The sequence below is a fragment of the Proteus sp. fly-1089 genome (assembly GCF_040138965.1).
GTDB classification, from domain to species: Bacteria; Pseudomonadota; Gammaproteobacteria; order Enterobacterales; family Enterobacteriaceae; genus Proteus; species Proteus vulgaris_B.
The window spans coordinates 1302427-1326889 of sequence record NZ_JBEETS010000001.1; the positions used below are offsets into that span (position 1 = coordinate 1302427).

The 24463-nt window shown below is 40.0% G+C and carries 21 protein-coding genes; 6 read left to right on the top strand and 15 right to left on the bottom strand.

Going from position 1 to position 24463, the window contains the following annotated elements; translation table 11 throughout:
• Positions 1-13 precede the first annotated feature (13 nt).
• From yfaE to tyrP, 3 genes are all read left to right on the top strand, one after another.
• Positions 14-292 carry a class I ribonucleotide reductase maintenance protein YfaE gene (gene yfaE / locus ABN080_RS06080; RefSeq protein WP_349440608.1) on the top strand — a complete coding sequence of 93 codons (279 nt, stop codon included), beginning with the start codon at positions 14-16 and terminating at the stop codon, positions 290-292.
• Positions 293-381: 89 nt separating this feature from the next.
• Positions 382-615 carry a YgdI/YgdR family lipoprotein gene (locus ABN080_RS06085; protein WP_196553750.1) on the top strand — a complete coding sequence of 78 codons (234 nt, stop codon included), beginning with the start codon at positions 382-384 and terminating at the stop codon, positions 613-615.
• A gap of 181 nt (positions 616-796) precedes the next feature.
• Entirely contained in the window at positions 797-2008 is a 1212-nt protein-coding gene (tyrP, locus tag ABN080_RS06090; protein WP_196553751.1) for a tyrosine transporter TyrP, read from the top strand.
• Between the two features lie 83 nt (positions 2009-2091).
• Here tyrP and ABN080_RS06095 read toward each other — a convergent pair whose 3' ends face one another.
• The gene (locus ABN080_RS06095) at positions 2092-2634 is read right to left on the bottom strand and encodes a YfaZ family outer membrane protein (protein WP_349440609.1); all 543 of its coding nucleotides are present in this window, start codon (positions 2632-2634) and stop codon (positions 2092-2094) included.
• A gap of 284 nt (positions 2635-2918) precedes the next feature.
• Here ABN080_RS06095 and ABN080_RS06100 point away from each other — a divergent pair, with 284 nt between their 5' ends.
• Positions 2919-4373, top strand: a complete 1455-nt coding sequence (locus ABN080_RS06100; RefSeq protein ID WP_072068593.1) for a catalase — start codon at positions 2919-2921, stop codon at positions 4371-4373.
• A 151-nt stretch (positions 4374-4524) separates the two neighbouring features.
• Here ABN080_RS06100 and menE read toward each other — a convergent pair whose 3' ends face one another.
• The 6 genes from menE to ABN080_RS06130 all read right to left on the bottom strand — a co-directional run bounded on the left by menE (position 4525) and on the right by ABN080_RS06130 (position 11899).
• A complete protein-coding gene (gene menE / locus ABN080_RS06105; protein WP_349440610.1) occupies positions 4525-5952 on the bottom strand; it encodes an o-succinylbenzoate--CoA ligase in 1428 nt (475 codons plus the stop codon).
• Positions 5940-6911: an o-succinylbenzoate synthase gene (gene menC, locus ABN080_RS06110; RefSeq protein ID WP_349440611.1), complete on the bottom strand. Its 972-nt coding sequence runs from the start codon at positions 6909-6911 to the stop codon at positions 5940-5942. Before menC ends, menE begins: the two co-directional genes overlap by 13 nt.
• Entirely contained in the window at positions 6911-7768 is an 858-nt protein-coding gene (menB, locus tag ABN080_RS06115) for a 1,4-dihydroxy-2-naphthoyl-CoA synthase (RefSeq protein WP_036935597.1), read from the bottom strand. Before menB ends, menC begins: the two co-directional genes overlap by 1 nt.
• 12 nt (positions 7769-7780) lie before the next feature.
• Positions 7781-8548: a 2-succinyl-6-hydroxy-2,4-cyclohexadiene-1-carboxylate synthase gene (gene menH, locus ABN080_RS06120; RefSeq protein WP_349440613.1), complete on the bottom strand. Its 768-nt coding sequence runs from the start codon at positions 8546-8548 to the stop codon at positions 7781-7783.
• Positions 8523-10217 (bottom strand): 2-succinyl-5-enolpyruvyl-6-hydroxy-3-cyclohexene-1-carboxylic-acid synthase, encoded by a 1695-nt coding sequence (gene menD, locus ABN080_RS06125; protein WP_349440614.1) that lies wholly within the window; start codon positions 10215-10217, stop codon positions 8523-8525. The genes menH and menD overlap by 26 nt, the downstream gene beginning before the upstream one ends.
• A 350-nt stretch (positions 10218-10567) precedes the next feature.
• Positions 10568-11899 (bottom strand): isochorismate synthase, encoded by a 1332-nt coding sequence (locus ABN080_RS06130; protein WP_349440615.1) that lies wholly within the window; start codon positions 11897-11899, stop codon positions 10568-10570.
• Positions 11900-12110: 211 nt separating this feature from the next.
• Here ABN080_RS06130 and ABN080_RS06135 point away from each other — a divergent pair, with 211 nt between their 5' ends.
• Complete coding sequence (locus ABN080_RS06135; RefSeq protein WP_349440616.1) at positions 12111-13322, top strand: alpha-xenorhabdolysin family binary toxin subunit A; 1212 nt, start codon at positions 12111-12113, stop codon at positions 13320-13322.
• A 14-nt stretch (positions 13323-13336) separates the two neighbouring features.
• The gene (locus ABN080_RS06140; RefSeq protein WP_349440617.1) at positions 13337-14365 is read left to right on the top strand and encodes an alpha-xenorhabdolysin family binary toxin subunit B; all 1029 of its coding nucleotides are present in this window, start codon (positions 13337-13339) and stop codon (positions 14363-14365) included.
• An 80-nt stretch (positions 14366-14445) separates the two neighbouring features.
• On the opposite strand, the gene nuoN is transcribed toward ABN080_RS06140, so the two are convergent.
• Genes nuoN through nuoG form a run of 8 tightly spaced genes read right to left on the bottom strand, consistent with a single transcriptional unit; the run spans position 14446 to position 24429 of the window.
• Positions 14446-15915 (bottom strand): NADH-quinone oxidoreductase subunit NuoN, encoded by a 1470-nt coding sequence (gene nuoN, locus ABN080_RS06145; protein WP_072068601.1) that lies wholly within the window; start codon positions 15913-15915, stop codon positions 14446-14448.
• Between the two features lie 6 nt (positions 15916-15921).
• Positions 15922-17451: an NADH-quinone oxidoreductase subunit M gene (nuoM, locus tag ABN080_RS06150; protein ID WP_349439175.1), complete on the bottom strand. Its 1530-nt coding sequence runs from the start codon at positions 17449-17451 to the stop codon at positions 15922-15924.
• Between the two features lie 19 nt (positions 17452-17470).
• Positions 17471-19306, bottom strand: coding sequence for an NADH-quinone oxidoreductase subunit L (gene nuoL / locus ABN080_RS06155; protein WP_115350026.1), 1836 nt, complete (start codon positions 19304-19306; stop codon positions 17471-17473).
• On the bottom strand, positions 19303-19605 hold the full coding sequence (nuoK, locus tag ABN080_RS06160; RefSeq protein WP_023581731.1) for an NADH-quinone oxidoreductase subunit NuoK: 303 nt from the start codon (positions 19603-19605) through the stop codon (positions 19303-19305). The genes nuoL and nuoK overlap by 4 nt, the downstream gene beginning before the upstream one ends.
• Positions 19602-20150: an NADH-quinone oxidoreductase subunit J gene (gene nuoJ, locus ABN080_RS06165; protein WP_072068604.1), complete on the bottom strand. Its 549-nt coding sequence runs from the start codon at positions 20148-20150 to the stop codon at positions 19602-19604. Before nuoJ ends, nuoK begins: the two co-directional genes overlap by 4 nt.
• A gap of 12 nt (positions 20151-20162) precedes the next feature.
• Positions 20163-20705 carry an NADH-quinone oxidoreductase subunit NuoI gene (nuoI, locus tag ABN080_RS06170; RefSeq protein WP_036935576.1) on the bottom strand — a complete coding sequence of 181 codons (543 nt, stop codon included), beginning with the start codon at positions 20703-20705 and terminating at the stop codon, positions 20163-20165.
• Positions 20706-20719: 14 nt separating this feature from the next.
• A complete protein-coding gene (nuoH, locus tag ABN080_RS06175; protein WP_006533300.1) occupies positions 20720-21697 on the bottom strand; it encodes an NADH-quinone oxidoreductase subunit NuoH in 978 nt (325 codons plus the stop codon).
• Positions 21697-24429: an NADH-quinone oxidoreductase subunit NuoG gene (nuoG, locus tag ABN080_RS06180; protein WP_349440618.1), complete on the bottom strand. Its 2733-nt coding sequence runs from the start codon at positions 24427-24429 to the stop codon at positions 21697-21699. The genes nuoH and nuoG overlap by 1 nt, the downstream gene beginning before the upstream one ends.
• Positions 24430-24463: the final 34 nt, after the last annotated feature.

A 24463-nucleotide genomic window follows, 5' to 3' on the forward strand; every position in this document is an offset into this window, starting at 1 on the left:
ACACTGATACGTTATGGCATCTCATAAAGTGACCCTGCATCAGCAGGGTCTTTCAATACCACTAGAATTTCATACTGACGCCCACCCTTCATTGCTTGATGCTTTAGAGCATGGGAAAGTCCAAGTCGAATACCAATGCCGTGAAGGTTATTGTGGCTCTTGTCGTCTACGTTTAGTGAAAGGCAAGGTTTGCTATCGCAATGAACCTTTAGCATTTATCCAACCCGATGAAATCTTACCTTGTAGCTGTCATCCTATTAGTGACATTGAAATAGAAATTTGCTCTAAATGATTTGAATTATCTTAATTTTCCCTTTTTTCTAACATTGTTGCCCATCATTGACTAGAATTAAATTACATTGATGAAAAAGGAAAAATATTATGAAATTAAGTTCTATTTTCTCAGTTGTTGCTATCTCTACATCACTTTTATTAGTTGCGGGTTGTTCAACTCCACAAAAAATAGAAACAGTAAATGGGGAAACGATTTTAACAACAGATAAACCCCAAGAAGATGAAAAAACTGGATTAATTACCTATAAAGACGCAGAAACTGGGCAATTGAAACAAATTAATCGCGATCAGATAAGACGAATGGTAGAGCTTGACGATTAATATCCTTAATTAATCCCTCTTTTAAGCGCCAATTGATATTTATTAATTGGCGTTTTTTTATTCACACTTTATTTTCTGTAAAGATATGATTACAGTATACGTAATTAAAATTTGACAGATATTTACCATTCTTATACTCTGCATTTTATATAAATAAAATAGCAAGCAAGCAGAGGACTTAGTGAAAAATCGCACTATAGGTAGTGTTTTTATTGTTGCAGGAACAACAATTGGGGCAGGCATGTTGGCAATGCCACTGGCTGCGGTGGGTATTGGTTTTGGTACTATTATGCTATTACTCGTAGGACTGTGGTTATTAATGAGTTATACCGCACTCTTGCTAGTGGAAGTTTATCAATACAACGATCCTCATACTGGTCTTGGTTCAATTGCTAAGCGTTATCTTGGTGTTGGTGGTCAAGTGATCACTGGACTTGCTCTACTCTTATTGATGTATGCATTGACGACAGCTTATATTAGCGGTGCTGGTGAATTGCTTTCATCTACCCTATCTTCATGGATTGGTCATGAACTCTCTGTCACACAAGGTATTATTATCTTTACAGTGATTGGCGGTGCTGTGGTGGGTATTGGTACCACATCAGTTGATATGATCAATCGACTGCTATTTACAGCAAAAGTTTTCTTCTTAATCTTTATGCTGGTTGTGATGTTACCTCACGTTGAAAGCGTCAATTTAACGTCAATGCCTGTCGCTCAAGGGCTTATTCTTTCTGCTATTCCTGTTATTTTTACTTCATTTGGTTTTCACGGTAGCGTGCCAAGTATTGTAAGTTATATGAATGGTGATATTAGAAAGTTACGTATTATCTTTATTACTGGTAGTGCGATCCCTCTTGTTGCCTATATTTTATGGCAAATTGCCACATTAGGAGCCATTCCTACAAATACCTTTATGGGAATTATGGCGCAACAATCAGGTTTAAATGGCCTACTTACCGCTATCCGCGATGTCGTTGCAACGCCTCGCGTCAATATTGCGGTAAACCTATTTGCCGCATTGGCATTAGCTACATCCTTCCTTGGTGTTGCACTAGGCTTATTTGATTATCTTGCTGACCTATTTAAACGCAGTAATCGTGCAACAGGTCGTATGCAGTCAAGCTTATTAACATTCGTTCCACCTTTACTTTGTGCTCTTTATTTTCCTAACTTTGTACAAGCATTAGCTTATGCTGCCATTGCATTATCTATTTTGGCACTGCTACTACCTGCTTTATTAGTTTGGAAAGTAAGACAAGAGCAACACAGCACTGATAAATACAAAGTCAAAGGTGGAAAAGGTGCATTAGCCGTTGTCTTTACTTGTGGCTTAGTTGTGATCGGTATTCAAGTCGCCATCACTTTTGGTTTATTGCCTCAAGTCGGTTAATCATTTTTTTATACAGACAACAAAAAAGCAGGTGTTGATTGTTTCAACACCTGCTTTTTATTTAACGTTACTGCAAGTTTTGCTTAGAAACTTAAACCTGCACCAACATAGAAACCATCAGCTAATTTATTATTACTTCTATTATGTGAGTTTTCGATTTCAATCACACGATAACCTGCATTGACATGCAATGGTTTAAACACTGTTAATTGTGCGCCCACATCGGCTTCATAATAAGATTTGCTACCAGACGTTAATCCTTCAGGAGAGCCATAAGCCTCACCATAAACACTTAAAGAGGGTAAAATATCCCAGTTAAGTCCAACACCACCTGCTAAAGCAGCGCCATCATCACCATTTTTTGGTGATAAATAGAGTGCTTTACCACCAACACTTGCTGAAAAAGGACCTAAAGGGAGTGCAAATTTTGCACCAAGGCTACCTAATTGACCATCATGATCGCTACGTGCCCAGTTACCATTAAACGAAAGGCCCGCATTAGGATCACCTAGTCCTGCACGAACATCCGTATAATGCTCACCCGCTTGAATATTCATTGATACTGCATTGGCATTTGCCGCCATAAATAGTGTACTTATAGCGCCGACCAATAAATATTTTTTCATTGTTATTACCCCAGCAAATAATTGTCCTAACTTATAATTATACAACAAATTTATTAAACAATTTGAGTCAAAATTGAAAGCTAATCTGTAGAATTTTCAATCTATGTAAATAAGTTACGACTATCAATATTATTGGTCTAATTGGTTTTATTAATGAGGTTAATATTGTTAAAGTGGAATTGCAGTCAATATTAACCATAATAAGTATAAGGCTGTTTGCTTCGTTTTATTCACACATGCTATTTTTTTAGAACGTTTACTATTTCATAAACTGGAGATATGTGATGGAAAAGAAAAAGCTAACAACGGCGTCTGGTGCACCTGTTGTAGACAATAATAACTCAATGACCGCAGGCCCTCGTGGCCCAATGTTGCTTCAAGATGTCTGGTTTCTAGAGAAACTTGCTCACTTTGATCGTGAAGTTATTCCTGAAAGACGTATGCACGCAAAAGGCTCAGGCGCTTTTGGCACATTTAAAGTTACTCACGATATTACACAATATACTCGCGCTAAAATTTTCTCTAAAGTGGGCAAAAAAACAGAAATGTTTGCTCGCTTTTCAACAGTTGCTGGTGAAAGAGGCGCCGCAGATGCAGAACGTGACATTCGTGGTTTTGCATTAAAATTTTACACTGAAGAAGGTAACTGGGATATGGTGGGTAACAATACCCCTGTTTTCTATCTTCGTGATGCGCTGAAATTCCCTGACTTAAACCACGTTGTAAAACGCGACCCTAAAACTAACCTACGCAATATGGCATATAAATGGGACTTCTTCTCTCATTTACCTGAAGCATTACATCAATTAACCATTGATATGAGTGACCGTGGTTTACCACAAAGCTACCGCTTTATTCACGGCTTTGGTAGCCATACCTACAGCTTTATTAATAAAGATAATGAGCGTTTTTGGGTTAAATTCCACTTCCGTTGCCAACAAGGCATTAAAAACCTTATGGACGATGAAGCACAAACCCTTGTAGGTCAAGACAGAGAAAGTTCACAGCGTGATTTATTTGATGCTATTGAACGCGGTGATTTCCCACGTTGGAATTTACAAATTCAAGTGATGCCAGAAAAAGAAGCATCAACTGTACCTTATAATCCTTTTGATTTAACCAAAGTTTGGCCTCATGCGGATTATCCATTAATTGATGTGGGTTACTTTGAGTTAAACCGTAATCCTGAGAACTATTTTTCTGATGTTGAACAAGCAGCATTTAGTCCTGCTAACATTGTTCCTGGTATCGGATTCTCTCCAGATAAGATGCTACAAGGCCGCCTATTCTCTTACGGTGATGCTCATCGTTATCGTTTAGGTGTTAACCATCATCAGATCCCAGTTAATGCACCAAAATGTCCATTCCATAATTATCATCGTGATGGTGCAATGCGTGTTGATGGCAATAGTGGTAGCGGTATTACTTATGAGCCAAATAATGGCGGTATGTTCCAAGAACAGCCTAATTTTAAAGAGCCACCATTATCGATTGAAGGTGCGGCAGATCACTGGAACCATCGTGAAGACGAAGATTATTTCAGCCAACCTCGTGCACTGTATGAATTACTGAGTGATGAAGAGCATCAACGTATGTTTGCTCGCATCGCGGGTGAATTAATCCAAGCAAGTAAAGATACACAAAAACGCCAAATTGCCTTATTTAAGAAAGTCCATCCTGAATATGGCGCTGGTGTTGAAAAAGCAATGAAAGCTTTAGCAAAAGCAGAAGCTAAGTAACTGCATAATAAGAAGCCTTGTGAGCAACTCGGCAAAACAATAAGGCGCCTTCGGGCGCCTTTCTCATAAGAAACCTGTTCACTATCCCCCCTCTTTATCGACGCTTTACATTAACAATATAGATTTTGAGAGAAAATGTGAAAAATAAATATCAACTTAACAATTGCCCTTTCACCCATTCTTGCACTTGTTTACGGGAGATTTTTATTCCCCCATTTTTAAGACTTTCAGGAAGTTGTAAGCAAGCAACAGGTCGTTGAAATCCGGCTAATTGGGAGTGATACCACTGTGGTAATTGATTGATTATTTCAATATCAGCATCCACAACTGCGACTGGGCGTTGTCCAAATTCAGCATCATCGATAGGAACAACAAAAGATTGGCTAACACTTGGATGTGTATTAAGGATTTTTTCAATATCTTCTGGCTGAATTCCTTCACCCGCACTGAAAAAAAGATTGTCTAAACGGCCTAAAACACACCACTCGCCTGCACTAAAACAGCCTTTATCTCGTGTTGAATACCAGCCATCAGCCGTAAGCGATAGCGGTTTTAATTTACTATCAAACCAATACCCCAGAGCAACACTGTCAGACATTATCTGGAGTTCATTATCCACTAACCTAACTTCTTTGCCTTTTAGTGGAAGTCCTACTCCTGCTTTACCATCTGCACGCTTTGCACAAATAGTAGAAGCCATTTCTGTCATTCCATAACCACACCAACACTGAATTCCACGATGTTCTGCATCTTGTGTTAACTCAATAGGGATCATCGCTCCACCTAATAAAACAGATCTTAAGGTAATAGACTGTTGATTATCTTGTTGAGTACTACTTTGCAAGAAACGCCAAAGTTGAGTAGGTACCAAAGAAGCATGAGTGCAACCTTGTAGCGCTTTTTTAAAAGGATGCATATCACGTACCACTAGCGTTGCACCACGTAACAACCAACGCCAAAGAATACCTTGCCCAGATACATGAAATAGAGGTAAAGAGAGCAGCCAGCTATCATTTTTTTCAAAAGGTATTAATGATAGAACACCCTCAGCGCTACAAAGATGCGCTTCAAATGTATGTACAGCAGCTTTAGGTAAGCCAGATGATCCAGAGGTCAAGATCAGTGTCGCCATACGAGAAGGCGCCCATGATATATCCCAAATTTCATTTTTATGCTGGCGTGATCTGTTATCAAACTCAACACCATTAAGATCAAGCAAGGTAGCCTCTAGATCCTGTATTGATTCACTCAGATCAGCATAAAAATCAATGTTTAAATGGGGCAGTAAATCATCCAATAAGGACTTAGGAAGTTGTGGATTTAGAGGTAAAACCTTCGCACCACATTGAAAAATAGCGAGTAGTGTAAAAACAAGATTGATATGATTTTTGCCACGTAACAATACTGTGCTTTGGGTATTAACACCCTGCTTAATAAAATGTTTTGCTAATTGATTAATATGACAACTTAATTGTTGCCATGTAATAGACGAATTGCCTGAAATGATGGCCGTTTCATTTGGGCTAAATTGTGCCCAGTGATGCCACGGCCATTGTTTAAATGGAGCTACTGTTGCCATACAGTCTCTAGCTGTTCAAGAGAGATAAGCGGAATATCCACATCTGGCCAAGGACGAATAAGCTGTTGCTTAATTAAATCAACGGTATCCAGTCCTGGAATACTATTTGGCGTTAACCATTGTGCAATTCTTGCTAATTGAGTAAGCCCAAAGCTACTTTCAATGCTTGAACTAATAATAGCATCAAGCCCTAAAGCATGTGCTTGCTCAACTAAAGAGCGACAACGTTCAAGGCTTCCCACCAGTGTGGGTTTTATCACAATGGTAGTAACACTAGGTTGTGGTTTTATTTCAAACCCGTCATCTCGTACTGTTTCATCCCAAGCAATATTAATTCCTGTTGCTTGCGAAAAAGCCAGCGACTCTTCTGGTGTTTTACAAGGCTCTTCTAAGAATGCAATGCGATCGCGCCATGCAGGGTTTACATACTTCGCAAATCCTTCTGCTTTAGCTGGTGTCCAGCTTCTGTTCGCATCCAATCTTAATTTTAAGTCTGGAATGGCTTCTAATAGCAGGTTAACAACTATTCCATCACGTACCGCTTCATATAATCCCACCTTGATTTTAGCGACTTTCTCACCTTCCATATCATTAAGGCTTAAAATCAAATCATCAGGGTCGCCATTACATAAAGGTGCCGCGCGATAGTTTGCCTCTAGTGGCAATGTGCCTTCAAGCTCTGCTAATGCACAACTTAGGCCAAAAGCCACGCTTGGCAGTTCACTGTGCTCTGGGTTTTCCCCCGCACACCACGCAGTTAACCAAGATAGTGCGGCTTCTTGGGCTTGTTCTAAAGTTTCACGGCTAAACTCAGGAAGAGGTGAAATTTCACCCCATCCTTGTTTGCCATTTTGCTCTAAACAGACAAGAAAACCATCACGCGTTTTTAGCCTTTGATAGCGCAGAACAACGCCTGCATCTACAGGTAGGCTGAATGAATAGAGTTTGGCGTTTCTCATTATGGGTTACGTTTAAATCGAGAGAAATCAGGTTGACGTTTTTCGTTAAAGGCATTGCGACCTTCTTGACCTTCATCCGTCATATAAAACAGCATAGTTGCATTACCGGCTAATTCTTGCAGGCCTGCTTGACCATCACAATCAGCATTTAATGCTGCTTTCAAGCAACGTAATGCCATTGGGCTATTTTCAAGCATTTCACGACACCAACGAACGGTTTCTTTTTCAAGAGAAGCATAAGGAACAACAGTGTTAACCAAACCCATCTCTAATGCTTCTTTTGCATCATATTGACGGCATAAGAACCAAATTTCGCGTGCTTTCTTTTGACCAACAATGCGGGCCATATAAGAAGCACCCCAACCACCATCAAAAGAACCCACTTTAGGGCCTGTTTGGCCAAAAATAGCGTTTTCTGCCGCGATAGTTAAGTCACACATCATATGGAGCACATGACCACCACCAATAGAATAACCAGCGACCATTGCCACAACCGGTTTCGGACAAGTACGGATTTGGCGTTGGAAATCCAACACGTTTAGGTGATGTGTACCGCTATCATCGCGATATCCGCCGTAGTCACCACGAATTTTTTGGTCACCACCCGCACAGAATGCTTTTTCACCCGCACCCGTTAAAATGATAGTACCAATTGTGTCATCATAACGTGCATCAGCTAATGCTTGGATCATCTCTTTCACTGTCAAAGGACGGAAAGCATTACGTACTTGCGGGCGGTTAATCGTAATTTTTGCAATACCATCGACTGATTTATGGTAGAGAATATCTTCAAAACCTTCAGAACAATCTAACCATTCAATCGGTGCATATAACTTTTCTTCGCTCGGGTAAAGCATAATTAGGTTCCTTTAACCAAAGAGGGATAAAACATGATTTATCACCGCAGCATAAGCCGCTGGCTGTGCCTGATGCGCATTATGCCCAGCTTGCGGGATAGTTGTTAATGGTAGCGAATATTGCTGCGCTATCGCTTGAAATTTTCTATCTTTCTCACCACAAAGCCAAATAAATGGCAAAGTGAGTTGCTGCAATTCAGAGACTAGCCAAGGCTGATGGCCTAAAGAAAGCATCTCTAAACTTTCTGCAATACAAAACCCCGCATTATGACGACGTTTTTCAACCAATAATCGTCGGTTTTTGTCACTAAGATCAGCAAACACGGGTTGTTGATACCATTGTGTTAATACATCATAAATAGGTTCATTACGAAAACGCTCAGCCCAACGTTTATCATGTGCAATGCGACTTTGCCTTTCTGTTGCATCATATAAACCTGGGTTGCCACCTTCTACAATCAATCCCATTAATCCTGTTGTATCACCAAAACATGCATGATACATCGAGATCCTGCCACCTAACGAGTAACCAATTAACCAATAATGATCGATACGTTGCTCTTTTAATGTGTCAGTTAGTAATGTACTAACTTCAACAAAATCCTTCGCACTGATAGATGCAGAACCACCATGACGAGGCAAATCAATCACAAGTGATGGATATTCATGGCAAGCCTGGATGACAGGCTCCCATTCACAACCTTCACCTAATAGCCCATGCAACCAAACTAACCAAGGCCCTTCATTATGGGTATTATATCGCTGACATGCTAAAGTCATGAGATGTTACCTGTTTTACCAGCTGATTTAATGTTTTTGCACCATCAGTATCATCAACAATTAATTCAATTAATGTCGTTGTTGGCGCCCCTGTCCAGCATTCCTGAACAGTCGTTAACAGTGAATCCCAACTTGTTGGTGATACATAATGCAAGCCAAACATTGCGGCTGCATGTTTGAAATTTAATGAGTGAGGCATACAGTAAAAACGTTCTCGCTCTGCCTCTGGCGTGGGTAACATAGAAAATATTTGTCCACCATTATTATTCACCACGATAATAACATTAGGCGCATAAACTTGTTGATGTAACGCTAAGCTATTCAGATCATACAGTGCCGATAAATCGCCCAAAATTGTTAATGTTGGCTTTTTTGTCGCGCGGTGAACACCCGCAGAGGTTGAAATCAAACCATCAATACCACTTGCACCTCGGTTACTCATTACAGGATAACCTTGTGGTAATTGAGCAAATGCATCAATTAATCTAACAATCAGACTATTGCCAACAAATAACTGTCCATCACTAGGAAGTAATTTATCTAATTGATGTGCAACTTGAGCTTCACCAAAATAATTCGTTATTTCACTTACCTTTTGATAGGTTTGTGTAGCTATACCTGTTAATGCTTTAGTCCAAGGTAAATTATCAACAGCCTGATGCGCCCTTAACCATTGCATGGGTGATAATGTAAATTTTTCACCTTGATGATGCCCGGGATCTAAGCGCCCTGGAATAGAGTCAACAATCCAATAAGCGTTGGGAGAACATCCCACTTGCCATTGCAATAAACGTTTACCTGTTAAGCTTGAGCCAAATTGAATAACGATTTCAGCGTTATTGAGTTCTGATTTTGCTTGCGAGTTATTCAACCATAAATCGACACAAGGTAGCGGTTGTCCAGTTTGGGACAATACATCACCTAATAAAGGCCAACCTAATTGTGATGCCCATTTTGTGACTTCCCTCCCTTCTTCTGGGCTAATACGCCCAGCGATCACAACACCTTTTTTCTGACGTAATTCATTCCATTGAGGATGTGTTGAAACGGCGTTAAAACGAGTTTCTTGTAACCACGGTTTATCATTTTTCCACCAATTTCCTAAAGCCTCAGTCCATGGCATTGATGTTTCAACATCATCACCATATAACGGCTCAGCAAAAGGACAATTAACGTGTAATGCGCCATGAACCAATGTATTCATCGCATTATCAAGTGTAGAAACTAGCCAACTTGCGGGAATATCCGTTGTCGGTCGTGGTAAAGAGAGTGTTTGTGAAGGATGCGTTGCAAAGATACCTTGCTGACGGATAGCTTGATTTGCACCGCAATCAATTAATTCCGGCGGTCGGTCTGCGGTTAAAAAGATAACACGCTCCCCCGTTAATCCCGCTTCAATTAATGCCGGATACAAATTAGCGACAGCGGTACCTGATGTCACAATCACCGCCACAGGCTCTTTTGACGCTTTTGCTAATCCCAAGGCTAAATGCCCAAGCCCACGTTCATCAAAATGCGTATGACATATTAATTTTTGATTAGCGGCAGCTGCAAGTGTTAAAGGAGTCGAACGAGATCCGGGTGCGATACAGATATGGCGTAAACCATGACGAGTCAAAGTTTCGAGTATAACTTTAGCCCATTGGCGATTAAACGAACTATTAGACATTGATCATCCCAACAACGAAAACCTGCAATTGCTATTATAATATCTGTTCCTAAATACTTTTCCTTAGCCTAGTTCAATGAACAGAAGTTTTCGTTAAATAAATCGTTAAAGAAAACACTCAAAGAGTGCATTATTTAGGCAAATTGTCCGCCTTATTTTCAAAGCGCTCTTTTTTATCATTAAGAATAAGAATAAATAACGCTACAGAGCTAAAGAATAGCATCAATTAATTAACAACTAGCAGTGGTTATTTGAAGAGTAGCACTAAATTACTGGCTTAAAAAAAACTCATCAAATTATGATTGTTATTGCTGATGCTATTTATTTGAACTCCGATTTTCGGTAGAAAATTAACTCTCTTTTTCCAGCAACGTTCGTAAACCTGCCGCTTTATTTTCAATTTCTACCCACTCTTGCTGTGGATCAGAGTCGGCCACAACACCCGCACCCGCATATAGCGTCAAGGTATCATCATGCAACTCACCGCAACGCAAGCTTACTGCAAATTCTGCATGAGGAAGCGATAAATACCCAGCGGATCCAGCATACCAACGGCGCTCAAAAGGCTCATGTTTACGAATAAAAGCGCGTGCAACACTTCTTGGTAATCCACACACCGCCGCAGTTGGCTGTAATCGTTTTAAACAATCAATATCATTTGAATTAATTAATTTTCCATGAATATAACGACGAAGATGCTGCACTTTCCGTAAGCGGATAACATCAGCTGGAGAGACATCAATACCGTCAACACCACCTTGTAATCGTTGACAAATATCATCAACGACAACCAAATTTTCATGCTGATTTTTTTTGTCATTCATCAGCCAATCTGCAAATACTGTTGCTTGTTGCTCATTATCCGAACTCGCTACGGTTCCTGCTAACGCTTCGGTATACAGCATCAACTCATCACGTTTATATAATCTTTCAGGTGTTGATCCCATAAAGGCATCTGAAGGTGAAAATGCCAACATATAATGATAGCAATGATGATTGACATCACGACTTGCTTTCATAAATTGAATAGCTTTAAGTGGATTATCCAATGTTAAGCACGTAGCCCTTGCTGGCACCACTTTTTCAAATAAGCCTTGGTTAATTTCATCTAATGCAATATTAAGATAATGAGTCCACTGCTCTTGCGTTAAAGAGTGATTAACTTGAGTCACAGAAACAGAGAGAGGCTCAATATCTAGCGATTGATTTAATGTTTGCAGAAAATCTAAGGTGTCTTTTTTATCAGCGTCATCAAGTAAATTTAAATGAACAGAAAGCTCTTGCTGGTGGCGTCTAATTTCAATCCTAGGTAAAAAAAGATAGGCATCATCCCCGTTTATCTCATCTATACGGCCAGGAATAATGGTATCCCACGCATTTAAGCCCCAAATACGCACATCATCAATATTTAGACCAGACTGATGCGTTGCTAAAAATTGGCGAGCGTCTTGAATATGATTAAAGCAACATAATTGCCCACACACTGCCACTTCTTCACTCTCATCGCGGTGCTGCCAATAAAATTGCGGATAATACACCTGAGCAGCAAGCCATGAGAGCAATGAGAACGAAACATCTGACGGCAAGGCGACTTTCAAATGTAAAAGATTACCTTGTGCTGTCAGATTTATTTTTTTAACTTTTTCGTACAGTGTCGAAAACACAGGATTAACCTTTTCCACTCCAAATACCCACAACTAATTAAAAAGGAGATTATACGTCTCTATAAGAATTATCAAAGGACTGATTAATTATAACCTTTGTCATTTATCAAAGTTTTGTATTTTTCATGTTACAAAGTAGAAGCATTAATCTGTAAATTCTAAATAGTAAACAAATCATTCTAAAAACATGCTGTATAGATAAAAAATCATTATACATAAGAGAGGTTATATGGATACAACCATCTTTGAACAGGTTGATCAAATTATTGAATCACCGGATATCCCTAAAGTTGCACTCGGCTTAATATTAGGAAAGGGTATCAAAAATGGTCGATTACCTGGCATAGTTACTTCACATGATTTAATTAAAATAAAATCTTATGTTAATAAAACACTTTCCCTTCCTTTCACACAAGAAGATGTTATCGATTTTGTTGGTTATAATGAAATAAGTGTACCTCAACTCTCTCCGGATAATATCTTATCCCTTTTTGTTAGAATGCGTGAACATGCTTTTGAGTGGAATAAAATTGAGTACAATATAAAACAGCAAGCAATAGATCTAGAAATTATGGGTAGAGAAATCACGTCTACGGGTGAAAAAATAATATCATTTATTAACCAAATGCCATTACTAGTAAAAATTGACACTTTAGTTAGCGATCTTTCAGATAAAGAATTAGAACAAATCCAATATAGCGATCAAGATAAACAAGTAACAACTCAGCTTATTCATATATTAGAAAGTATGAAAAAAGATATAACAGAAGAGAAAAAGAAAACATTAAAAATAAAAAAGAGCTTATCAATATTTAGAAATAAAATTGTTGGCGGAGTGGAAAGTAAAGAGACGGTACATCATTCAATATATCATGAAATTCTAAATAAAAAGAAATTTTTGAATGAGTTTTATAATAATGATCGTAGCTCACTTATTGAAGAGAGAGACCTGCTTATTGAAGATATTTCATTACTCAAAGAGGAGTATAAAAACTACGTCGGACTTGCCTTTACAGGGCTTGCAGCAGGTATTATTGGAGTCATTATTACTGGTGGTATTTTTGGGGAAAAAGCGGAGAAAGTACGCAAAAAGAAAAATGAATTAATTGAAAAGGTAAAAAATCTTAATGATAATATAGATAAGTATACCAGTTTATCATTTTGCTTAAGCTCTTTTTATATTGAATTAGAAGAAATTGAACAGCTTATTGAAGATACGAATATGGCACTTGAGCATATTGAATATATTTGGCAAGCAATATTAACTGAAATAGACGTTTCTCTTGCTAATTTCAATAAAATAAACAACGCATTAGAACTTATTAAATTTAGTATTTATTTTGAAAAAATTATTTCTCCTTGGTATATGGTTATTGGTTACTCTAAGGAAATTCTACTTTCTTTTGATAATGCACTCTCTTCTTTTTACTCATCAAATTAACAAAAGGAATTGTTATGAAAAACAATGATAACTCTTTAGTATTAGATTCGTCCTTTGAACACAATAAATTATTTCATGCTTATCGTAATATCCTTTATTTTGGCAATAACAAGTGTTACACAGAAGATAAAATGAATAAGAATATTACACTTTTCTTAGAAAGAAATAATAAAAATATTGAAAAAATCATTTATTTTTCACTATTATTAAAAAGCAGATTGCGACAGAAATTACTCAATGGAACATTTAGAACAATTAACGAAATTAACAATGAAATTGATAGTAATAAAATCAGTCTTGAGCTAAAAATAAGACTGGAAGAAGAAAAAAAAAGTATATTAAATATCTATTCTAATGAAATTGATGAAACAATTAGTACTATTATTGAACACTGTGTATTCATCTCTTCAGAAATTGCCTATTTAAATACACAATTTATTCTTGATGAACTCATGCCTTCTATCAAAGAGAAAGAAAGATTAATTAACTCACTTACACAAGAGCTTATTAGCTTAGATAACATTTGTCTTGAAACCAAGAAAGAACTCGATATTATACAAAAAAGCGAGATTATTTTACATGAGAAAGGTTTTCTCTATCTTTTCACAAATTCGTTTCCCTCTAAAGAGAACATTGAAAATCTCGATATTGAAGTCAATGATAAAAACATACTAAACACGTTGATTAATATACTCTCAAAATTATTCTCTATTTTGGATAGTGGTTTTTCTTATACAAATATTGTTGATGCTCGTCATCAATTAACTGACCTTTATCTAAAGCAAATTAAAGAGATAAGTAGGCTAAAAAACAAAAAACAAAATATCCTCTTTGAATTAAAACATTACTACGCTTTAACAGATATTGATCATTTTTTAAAAATATTCATTAATCAAATGCTTTTATTAAACGAGTACTGGCTTGTTATTCAACAGCAACTCATCGAATTAAAAGAAAATATTTCATTAACTGAACACTTTATCATTCCTCTATTCTTATTTTTAGATAATTTCTCCTTATACTATGGTGATAATAAAAAATAATGAATGATAAATAAATATATCGATAAAAAAACGGCTCTATCACAAGAGCCGTTTTAATATTTGAAGACGTTTTTTATCAATTAGTTTGCTACAGGTGCAATAATCGCAAAATTCGTCAATTCAATTAATGGTTGTGGCCATACACCTAATGCAATCACAACAATCGCACAAATTAATGCAACAAATGTCGCCATATTTTGTGATGTTGTTGCAATCGCAGGCGTATTGTCATTATCTGGTTTACGTAAGAAGACAATTGCAGCAGCGCGTAGGTAGTAGAATAAACCAATTGCACTACCTAACACGACCATACCGGTTAACCACCATAAGCTTGAGTTAATACCTGCAATAATCACATATAGTTTACCAATGAACCCTAAGGTAATTGGCACACCAGCCAGTGATAACATCATCAGAGACATAACCACAGCAACAACAGGGCGGCGCCAGAATAATCCACGGTAATCCTCTAGTGAATCCATTTCGCTTTCGCGATAAGGACTTGAAGCTACCGCGATTGCACCAAATGCACCTAAGCTTGCAAATAAGTAACCCGCTAAATAGATTTCAGCCGTTTCTTGCGCCAGCACAGGACTGTATTGCAATACAATTAATGCTACTAGTAGATAACCAAGATGTGATACCGAAGAGTAACCCAGTAAGCGCTTCACGCTTTTTTGCGTTAACGCCATAATGTTACCAAACAGGATAGAGGCAATTGCCATGAAACCTAAGATCATTCGTAAAGTTTCACTATCTGCCGCCGGCGCTTCAAGGAATAAACGCATCACAACCGCAAAAATACCAATCTTACTTGCTGTAGCTAAGAATGCCCCAGTTGGTGCCGGCGCACCTTGGTAAACATCTGGTGTCCATAATTGGAATGGGAATAAAGATAATTTAAATCCAATTCCCACCAACATCATGCCTAAACCTGCAAGCACTAATGGTTTATGGATATTGCTATCACTTAAACTTTGTCCCATGGCAGTAAAGGAAAGGTTTCCTGCTTCTGCATAGAGAAGTGCCATACCAAACAGTAAGAAAGAAGACGCAGCTGCTGAAAGCAACATGTATTTAATGCCCGCTTCCAGTGATGGACGTTGTTGGAATGCATAACCGATAAGACCAAACAGTGGCAATGTCAGCAATTCAATACCAATAAACATCGATGCGAAATGATGAGCAGATGAGAGTAAAATTCCCCCCACTACTGCAATCGAAATCAGCAAGTAAAACTCTTCTTTGTTATCTTGATAGCCTTCTAACCAAGGATAAGCAAAAGCGATAGTACCAATACCAGAAAGAATAACTAGCGCAGTAAAGAAGCTAGAGTATCCATCAACATGGTAAAGCGTGGTCACGTCAACGACGCCTAATGCATTAACGTAATAGAGTGATCCCAACGCAATAATGAAACCCGTTGCTGTCAAAGTGGCAATGGTGAAATGATCGCGTCGCCACGCAATGGACAGCATCACAACCACCACCGTCAATCCGACGATTAATAGCGGTAGCATTGCGATCAATTGTTCAGGAGTTATTGTCATGGCGAATTACGGCCTTACTGTTGAAATAGAAGCGGAATACCAAGTCTGGAGATTTTCCATCGCTGATGCCGAAGTGTCTAATACAGGTTGCGGGAAGAAGCCCAGAATAACCAGTAAAACCACCAAGGTGATCAGGATAAAGAATTCTCTCAGATCCAACCCTTTATAGGTTCTTTCAGCTGTTTTCGGTGAACCGTAGTAAGCCTGTTGCATCATCCATAGTGCGTAAACAGATGCAAAGACTAAACCAAAGACCGAAATAATCGTGATCAGCTTAAAGTTGCCATAAGTACCAAACAGGATCATAAACTCACCGACGAAGTTACCTGTTCCTGGCATACCTAAAGAGGCGACCGCAAAGAACAGCGAAAACGCTGGTAAGAAACGGATGCTTTTCCACAATCCACCCATTTGATTCATATCACGTGTACCTAAGCGCTCATATAGCATGCCACACATGATAAATAGACCTGCAGCTGACAAGCCGTTAGTGATCATCTGAATGATAGCACCTTGGTAAGCCAATACAGAGCCAGCATAAATCGCAATCACGATAAAGCCCATGTGAGAAATACTACTGTAAGCCGCAAGACGTTTAATATCTGTCTGACGAAATGCCAGTAGTGCTGCATAAAATACGGTAATTAAACCTAACCACATTGCCACAGGAGCAAGCAATGCTGATGCTTCTGGGAATAGTGGTAAGTTAAATCGTAATAAACCGTAAGCTGCTGTTTTTAATAAAATACCGGATAAGTCAACAGAACCCGCTGTTGGTGCTTCTGCGTGCGCATCGGCTAACCAGCCATGAACAGGAACGATTGGCATTTTCACCGCAAATGCAGCGAAGAAACCTAACATCAGGATAAATTGTAGCTCAGTACTTAATACGGTGTGTGCTTGTAATAAGGTGTCATAGCTAAACGTCCAAATACCTGTTTCACGGTAGAAAGCAACCGCTAAACCGATAATAGCCAGCAACATTAACAGGCCACTTGCCTGTGTATAGATAAAGAATTTCGTTGCTGCACTGACGTGTGCTTTATCACTACTTCCTTTGTGTCCCCATAAAGAAATCAGGAAATACATTGGGATCAACATCATTTCCCAAAAGAAGAAGAATAAGAACAAGTCCGTTGCTAAAAATACTCCCATTACACCCGCTAAGATCCACAGCAGGTTAAAATGGAAAGCACCTTGTGATGGTTGGTTTTCACTCCACGAAGAGAGTACCGCTAAAATACCTAAAATTGCGGTTAAAACAGCCATCAGCAATGACATACCATCAAGTGCGAACTGGATGTTTATCCCTAATGCAGGTATCCACGGCACAAAGTAATACTCTGTCCAGCGTGGCGCTCCATCAGCACTGAGTAGTTGATAATCGCCTTGCAACCATAGTTGCACAGAAATAACGAGTGTTAACCCCATCGTCAGCAACGCAACCCAGCGAGGAACTTGCGAGCCGATTCGTTCAGCCTGCCAACTTAGCAGGCCACCGATGAAGGGAATAAGTATTAGCCAGGGTAATAACATGGCGCAATGTGTCCCTTAATTAAACCAGAAGCAGCAGAGCGATAACCAGCACTGCACCTAAACCGAGAGAAGCCGCATACCAACGTGCTAATCCATTTTCACTGAAACTTAATCCTTTATTGGTGCCTTTAAGCAAGCAACCAAATAAATTAAAGAATTGGTTCACAGGATCATTTTGGATAAGCCACGCCGCCCCTTTATAAGGTTTGACAAACAGCACTTCATACAGTGCATCGAATCCCCAAGCATGGAACCACCATGTTGAGAAGAAACGACCGGTACGAGTATTGGCAACCTTAGAAACACATTGACGCTGTTTCAGGTATAACCATGCTGCAATGGCAACGCCTACAATCGCTACCACACCAGAAAGTATTTCTAACACATACTTACCATCATGAGATGCATTTACTTCAGGGAAAACAGCACCTAACGGTTGAGTAATTAATGCACCGATAAACGTTGATAACAGTGCTAATACCGCTAATGGGAAAGTATGTGTAAAACCTTTAACTTGGTGTGCTTCGGTTTTGGTTTCACCATGGAATACGATGAAAATCAAACGGAAGGTATAAAGTGACGTAAATAACGCACCAATTAACCCTGCTAGCATTAAATTAAAATGCCCGTTTGAGTACGCACCCCATAAGATTTCATCTTTACTGAAGAACCCTGCTGTTAACAGTGGTAATGCGGCTAATGCGCCACCACCAATTAAGAAACAAGCATAAACAAATGGGATCTTCTTACGTAACCCGCCCATCTTAAAGATATTCTGTTCGTGGTGGCAGGCTACAATTACCGAACCTGCGGATAAGAACAGTAATGCTTTAAAGAAAGCGTGAGTCATTAAGTGAAAAATTGCCGCATCCCATGCTTGAGCGCCTAAAGCCAAGAACATATAACCAATTTGGCTCATGGTTGAATAAGCAAGAATACGTTTGATGTCTGTTTGTACTAAAGCTGCAAAACCCGCTAGTACTAATGTAACTGCACCGATAATACCGACTAATTCTAGTACTTCTGGTGCCATTAAGAATAGCGCATTGCTACGTGCCACTAAGTACACACCCGCTGTAACCATGGTTGCGGCGTGAATTAATGCAGATACCGGTGTTGGACCTGCCATTGCATCGGCTAGCCAAGTTTGTAATGGAAGCTGTGCAGATTTACCTACGGCACCGCCTAATACCATTAACATTGCCCAGTTAATGACACTTGAACCTACTGCTAATTGCTCAGGAGCAAGCTCTGCCATTTCACGGAAGCTCAATGTGCCTAATTGATCAAACAGGATAAACATACCGATAGCTAAGAACACATCACCGATACGCGTTACAATAAACGCTTTCATCGCCGCTGCGCCATTAGCTGGATTGCTATAATAGAAACCAATTAACAGGTAACTACATAGACCAACCCCTTCCCAACCCATATACATCAGCATCATGTTATCAGCCAGTACTAAAACAACCATACTTGCGATAAATAAGTTGGTATAAGCAAAGAAGCGAGAATACCCTTCTTCGCCACGCATATACCACGATGCATACATATGAATAAGGAAGCCAACCCCAGTAATAACACCCAGCATGGTTAATGAAAGACCGTCAAGAACCAGAGTGAACGGAATATTAAAATTCCCTGCTGACATCCAATTCCATAAAGTCAGAACATAAGTTTCTTGCCCATTGGCAAAGAAATCCATACCAGCCCAAAGTGCAACTAAAGCCGATAAACCAACCGAACCTGTACCAATCCATGCTGATACGTTTTCAGACCAACGACCACGTGAGAAAGCGAGCAGTAAAAATCCCAGCAGTGGTAGCAGAATGGTTAAATAGAGTATATTCATCCGCGCATCTCACTGACTGTATCAATATTGATGTTTTGGCGATGTCTATGAAGCTGTAACAACAATGCCAGACCAATACTTGCCTCTGCCGCCGCCAAGCTGATAGCCAGAATATACATTATCTGACCATCTGTTTGACCCCAAAAGCTACCACCGACAACAAATGCCAGTGCAGCCGCATTAATCATAATTTCTAGTCCGATCAACATAAACAACAGGTTGCGGCGAAGTACTAAGCAGGTAAAACCTAACACAAACAGTACCGCAGCCAAGATCAAACCATGTTGAAGAGGTATCATTTTTGCTCCCCTGCATTTTCGTTTTCAACGATGTCGTTTTCGACGAGATCGTCATGGCTCTGATCACGACCAATGTGATAAGCAACTATTAACCCTGACAATAAGAGAACAGATGCTAACTCAACAGCCAGAATATAAGGCCCAAATAAGCTAATACCGACCTCTTTCGCGCCAATTATTTCTCCAGTAATTTCACCGTGAGTGACACTACTAATTGCATAAATAAGCACGACTAATAGCATCAGAGATAAAAGTGCTGGTCCAATCCAAAACTTCGGTTGCAGCCACTTTCTTTCTTGATCAACGACGGATTTACCTAGGTTGAGCATCATCACCACGAAAACAAACAACACCATAATGGCGCCAGCGTAAACGATGATTTCTAATGCACCTGCAAAATAGGCGCCCAGCGAGAAGAAAACCACAGAGAGTGCAATCAATGAAATCACTAAGTACAACAATGCGTGTACTGGATTGGTATGAGTGATAACTCTCAATGTTGCAAGGATGGCAATCAGCCCCGCGATGTAAAATGCAAATTCCATGAATATCGCTCCTTACGGTAACAGGCTTTTGACATCGATAGGTTTAGCTTCATCATCAGCTTCACCTTTATCTTTGCCGTTAATCGCCATACCTGTTTTACGGTAAAAGTTATATTCAGGATATTTGCCGGGTCCAGAAATCAACAGATCGTCTTTTTCATAAACCAGATCCTGACGCTTAAACTCGCCCATTTCAAAATCAGGCGTCAATTGCAACGCCGTTGTTGGGCAAGCTTCTTCACATAAACCGCAGAAAATACAGCGAGAAAAGTTGATACGGAAAAATTCCGGATACCAACGGCCATCTTCATGTTCTGCTTTCTGTAATGAAATACAGCCAACTGGACAAACTGCTGCACACAAGTTACAAGCAACACAGCGCTCTTCACCATCGGGATCACGCGTCAATACAATACGTCCACGGTAACGTGGTGCAACATTGACAGGTTCTTCCGGGTACATCTGTGTTTCACGTTTGGCGAAGGCGTGTAAGCCAATCATCCAAATGCTTCGTACCTGGGTGCCGAAACCAGTCAATAACTCTTTTAAAGTCATGGTTCAATCACCCCTTATTGAGCGTTGTAAAGTATCACTGCAGCAGTTACCAGCAGATTGATAAGAGTTAACGGTAAGCAAATTTTCCAACCAAAAGACATCACTTGGTCGTAACGCGGGCGCGGTAACGAAGCACGAATAAGGATGAACATCATCATGAAGAATCCTGTTTTCAGTGCAAACCAAATGAATGACGGTAAGAAAGGACCTTGCCAACCACCAAAGAATAACGTCACGATAAGACCTGATACCGCAACGATCCCGATATATTCACCAACAAAGAACAGACCGAATTTCATACCGGAATATTCAATGTGATAACCATCAGCAAGTTCTTGCTCTGCTTCTGGTTGGTCAAATGGATGACGGTGACAAACAGCAACACCGGCAATCGCAAACGTAATAAAGCCGAAGAATTGTGGGATAACATTCCACATATTCGCTTGTGAATTCACAATATCTGTCAAGTTAAAAGAGCCTGCTTGAGCAACAACCCCTAAGATTGAGAGTCCTAAAAATACCTCATAACTTACGGTTTGTGCTGATGCACGCATTGCACCTAACAATGAATATTTATTGTTACTTGACCAACCTGCAAATAACACGGCATAAACCGCGATACCCGCAACCATCAAGAAGAATAAAATACCGATATTTAAGTCAGCAACAACCCATGTTGAGCTAACAGGTACAATGGCAAATGACAGCAATAAAGATGAAAACGCAATTACTGGTGCTATGGTGAAGATAAAGCGGTCAGCAAATTTTGGGATCCAGTCCTCTTTAAAGAACATTTTGATCATATCCGCAATTAACTGTGCTGAACCTGCATAACCTACACGATTAGGCCCATAACGATTTTGGAATAATCCCAGTAAACGGCGTTCCCCCATACTCATAAAAGCACCACAGGTGACCACGACAAGCAAGATCACCACGGCTTTTAGAACGGTGAGTAAAATCTCTGTAACTTCAGGAGATAACCAGCTCATTATGCAATACCCCGCAGTTGACGAACCGATACACCCACCAGCGATGGAGAAATACCTGCCATACCTAACGGCAAGCCAATTTGACCTTGAGTCAGGTGAGCACTGATTTTCACAGGTAAGGTGAATTCACGACCTTCGTAAGTAAACATGGCTTGCTGACCTTGAGTTAACGCTAATGCTTGTGCATCAGATTCGCTCAATGTTAAATAAGCCGTTTCCATACGAGATTGGATAACTTCTGCACGTTGTGATAATTCTTCACTACCAAATAAACGGTAGCAAGGTGCGACAGTCCATTGATTTTTCTGTGCATTAAATGGCGCAGGAATATCCGTGAAGTAGCCAAGAGTACTATCACCACATTCAATTAGACGCACACCCGGATCACCAAAGCGTAAGCTGCCACCCACTTCTGCTTGGAATTTATTCCATGCTTGAGGTGAGTTCCAACCCGGCGCCCATGCAAATGGAATTTGCTGACGAGGTGCTGTTGGGCTGTTATTACCTTCCATTGAGAACGCAAATGGGGTGTCGATATCTTTTGGTTGACGCTGTTCATGAACAGACACATTCGCCAACATGGAAGTACGACCACTGTAACGATGTGGTTCACGCGCCAGTTTTTGACCACGAATACGGAATGACGCATTCGGAGCTGCATCAACAATGCCTGCAAACTGAGGAAGGCGTGTCGCACAATGCTCAATCACATTGTCTAACTGTGTCCAATCCAGTGTTCTTTCATGCCATTGTGAATCAACCGCACTTAACCAACGCCAGCTTTCATGCATCACGACTTCTTTGTTATAGAAAGAAGGTTCGAATACTTGGAAATAACGTTGTGCTCTACCCTCTTGGCTAACCATGGTGCCGTCGCTTTCAGCAAACGAAGAAGCAGGGAGAACCAAATGTGCCTTCGCCATAATGTCTGTTTGCTGGTGGTCAATAACAATTAAGTTATCAACTTTCGCAATCGCATCATCAATCATGTCGGCGTCAAAATGGCGATATAAATCGTTTTCCATAACAACAACGGTGTCAGCTTGACCACTGCGCATGATTTTTAACGCATCATCAAGAGGTTGCGCATTCATCATGGCAAGACCCATGCTGTTTGCATCATCAGCAACGAAAGAAAGTCCCACTTCATTGCCTTTTGCTTTTAATGCAAACGCAATGTTGGCAGCAGCTTTAATAACGTCTTCACTACCGGCATGACTACCACTAATAATTAATGGTTTTTTTGCTTGAGAAAGTGCTTGAACAACCATCTCGATATGTTTATTCAGCGCGTCATCGATACCATCAACCGCAGGTGCTTCACCGTTAATATTATTGGCAATCGCAAAACCTAAGCGTGCTTGATCAACAACAGGCGCGCGATAACTCCACGCAGCAACATCATCAAGGCGAGTTTCATCAACATGAGTTACAAACAGAGGATATTTCGCACGTTGCCCAATATTCATAATCGCAGCAATTTGCCAGTCAGCGACTTTTTGAGCAGCGGCCATTTCACGCGCTTTGCCTTTCACTGCTTGGCGCACAGACAATGCCATACGAGCACCGGTTTGCGTTAAATCTTCACCTAACACTAAAACCGCATCGTAATCTTCAATTTCACGTAGAGATGGAGTATGAACGCCACCTTTTTGTAAAATCTCTAGCATTAATGTCAAACGTTTCTGCTCTGATGTAGAAATACCGCTATAGAAGTTTTCAGCACCAACAACTTCACGTAATGCAAAGTTACTTTCGATACTTGCACGCGGTGAGCCAATACCGACGATACGCTGGCTTTTCTTCAGCATATCCGCAGCAGCTTGAGTTGCTTGAACCGCACTGATCTCTAACCAGTTACTACCTAAACGTTTTTTAGGTTGGCGAGGTCTGCTTGCTAAGTTCACATAGCCATAGCCAAAACGACCACGGTCACAGAGGAAATAGCGGTTTACAGTTCCGTTATAACGGTTTTCAATACGACGTAATTCACCATAGCGTTCACCCGGGCTTGTGTTACAACCCATGCTACAACCTTGGCAAATACTTGGTGCAAACTGCATATCCCACTTACGGTTATAACGTGATGAGTGAGTTTTATCAGTAAATACACCTGTCGGACAAATTTCGACCAAGTTACCCGAGAATTCGCTCTCTAACGTGCCATCTTCAACACGCCCAAAGAAAACGTTGTTATGCGCACCAAAAACACCTAAATCAGTGCCATCAGCATAGTCTTTGTAGTAACGAACACAGCGGTAACAAGCAATACAACGGTTCATTTCATGAGAAATAAACGGCCCCAGATCTTGATTTCTATGTGTACGCTTCGTAAAGCGATAGCGACGCATAGTATGACCTGTCATTACCGTCATATCTTGAAGGTGGCAGTTACCCCCTTCTTCACAAACTGGACAGTCATGAGGATGGTTTGTCATATACCATTCAACAACGCTTTCGCGGAATTTCTTCGCTTCTTCGTCATCAATAGAAATAAACGTGCCATCAGTCGCTGGCGTCATACAAGACATCACTAAACGACCGCGGGTATCCTCAGCATTTTGATACTGCTTAACCGCACACTGGCGGCAAGCGCCAACGCTTCCCAGCGCTGGGTGCCAGCAAAAATAAGGAATATCTAAGCCTAAATTAAGACAGGCTTCTAACAGGTTATCAGCCCCGTTAACTTCATATTCTTTGCCGTCTACATGAATCGTAGCCATAGTCAGCATGCTTCCCAAAGGCCTGCGCAGCAGGCGTTAAACC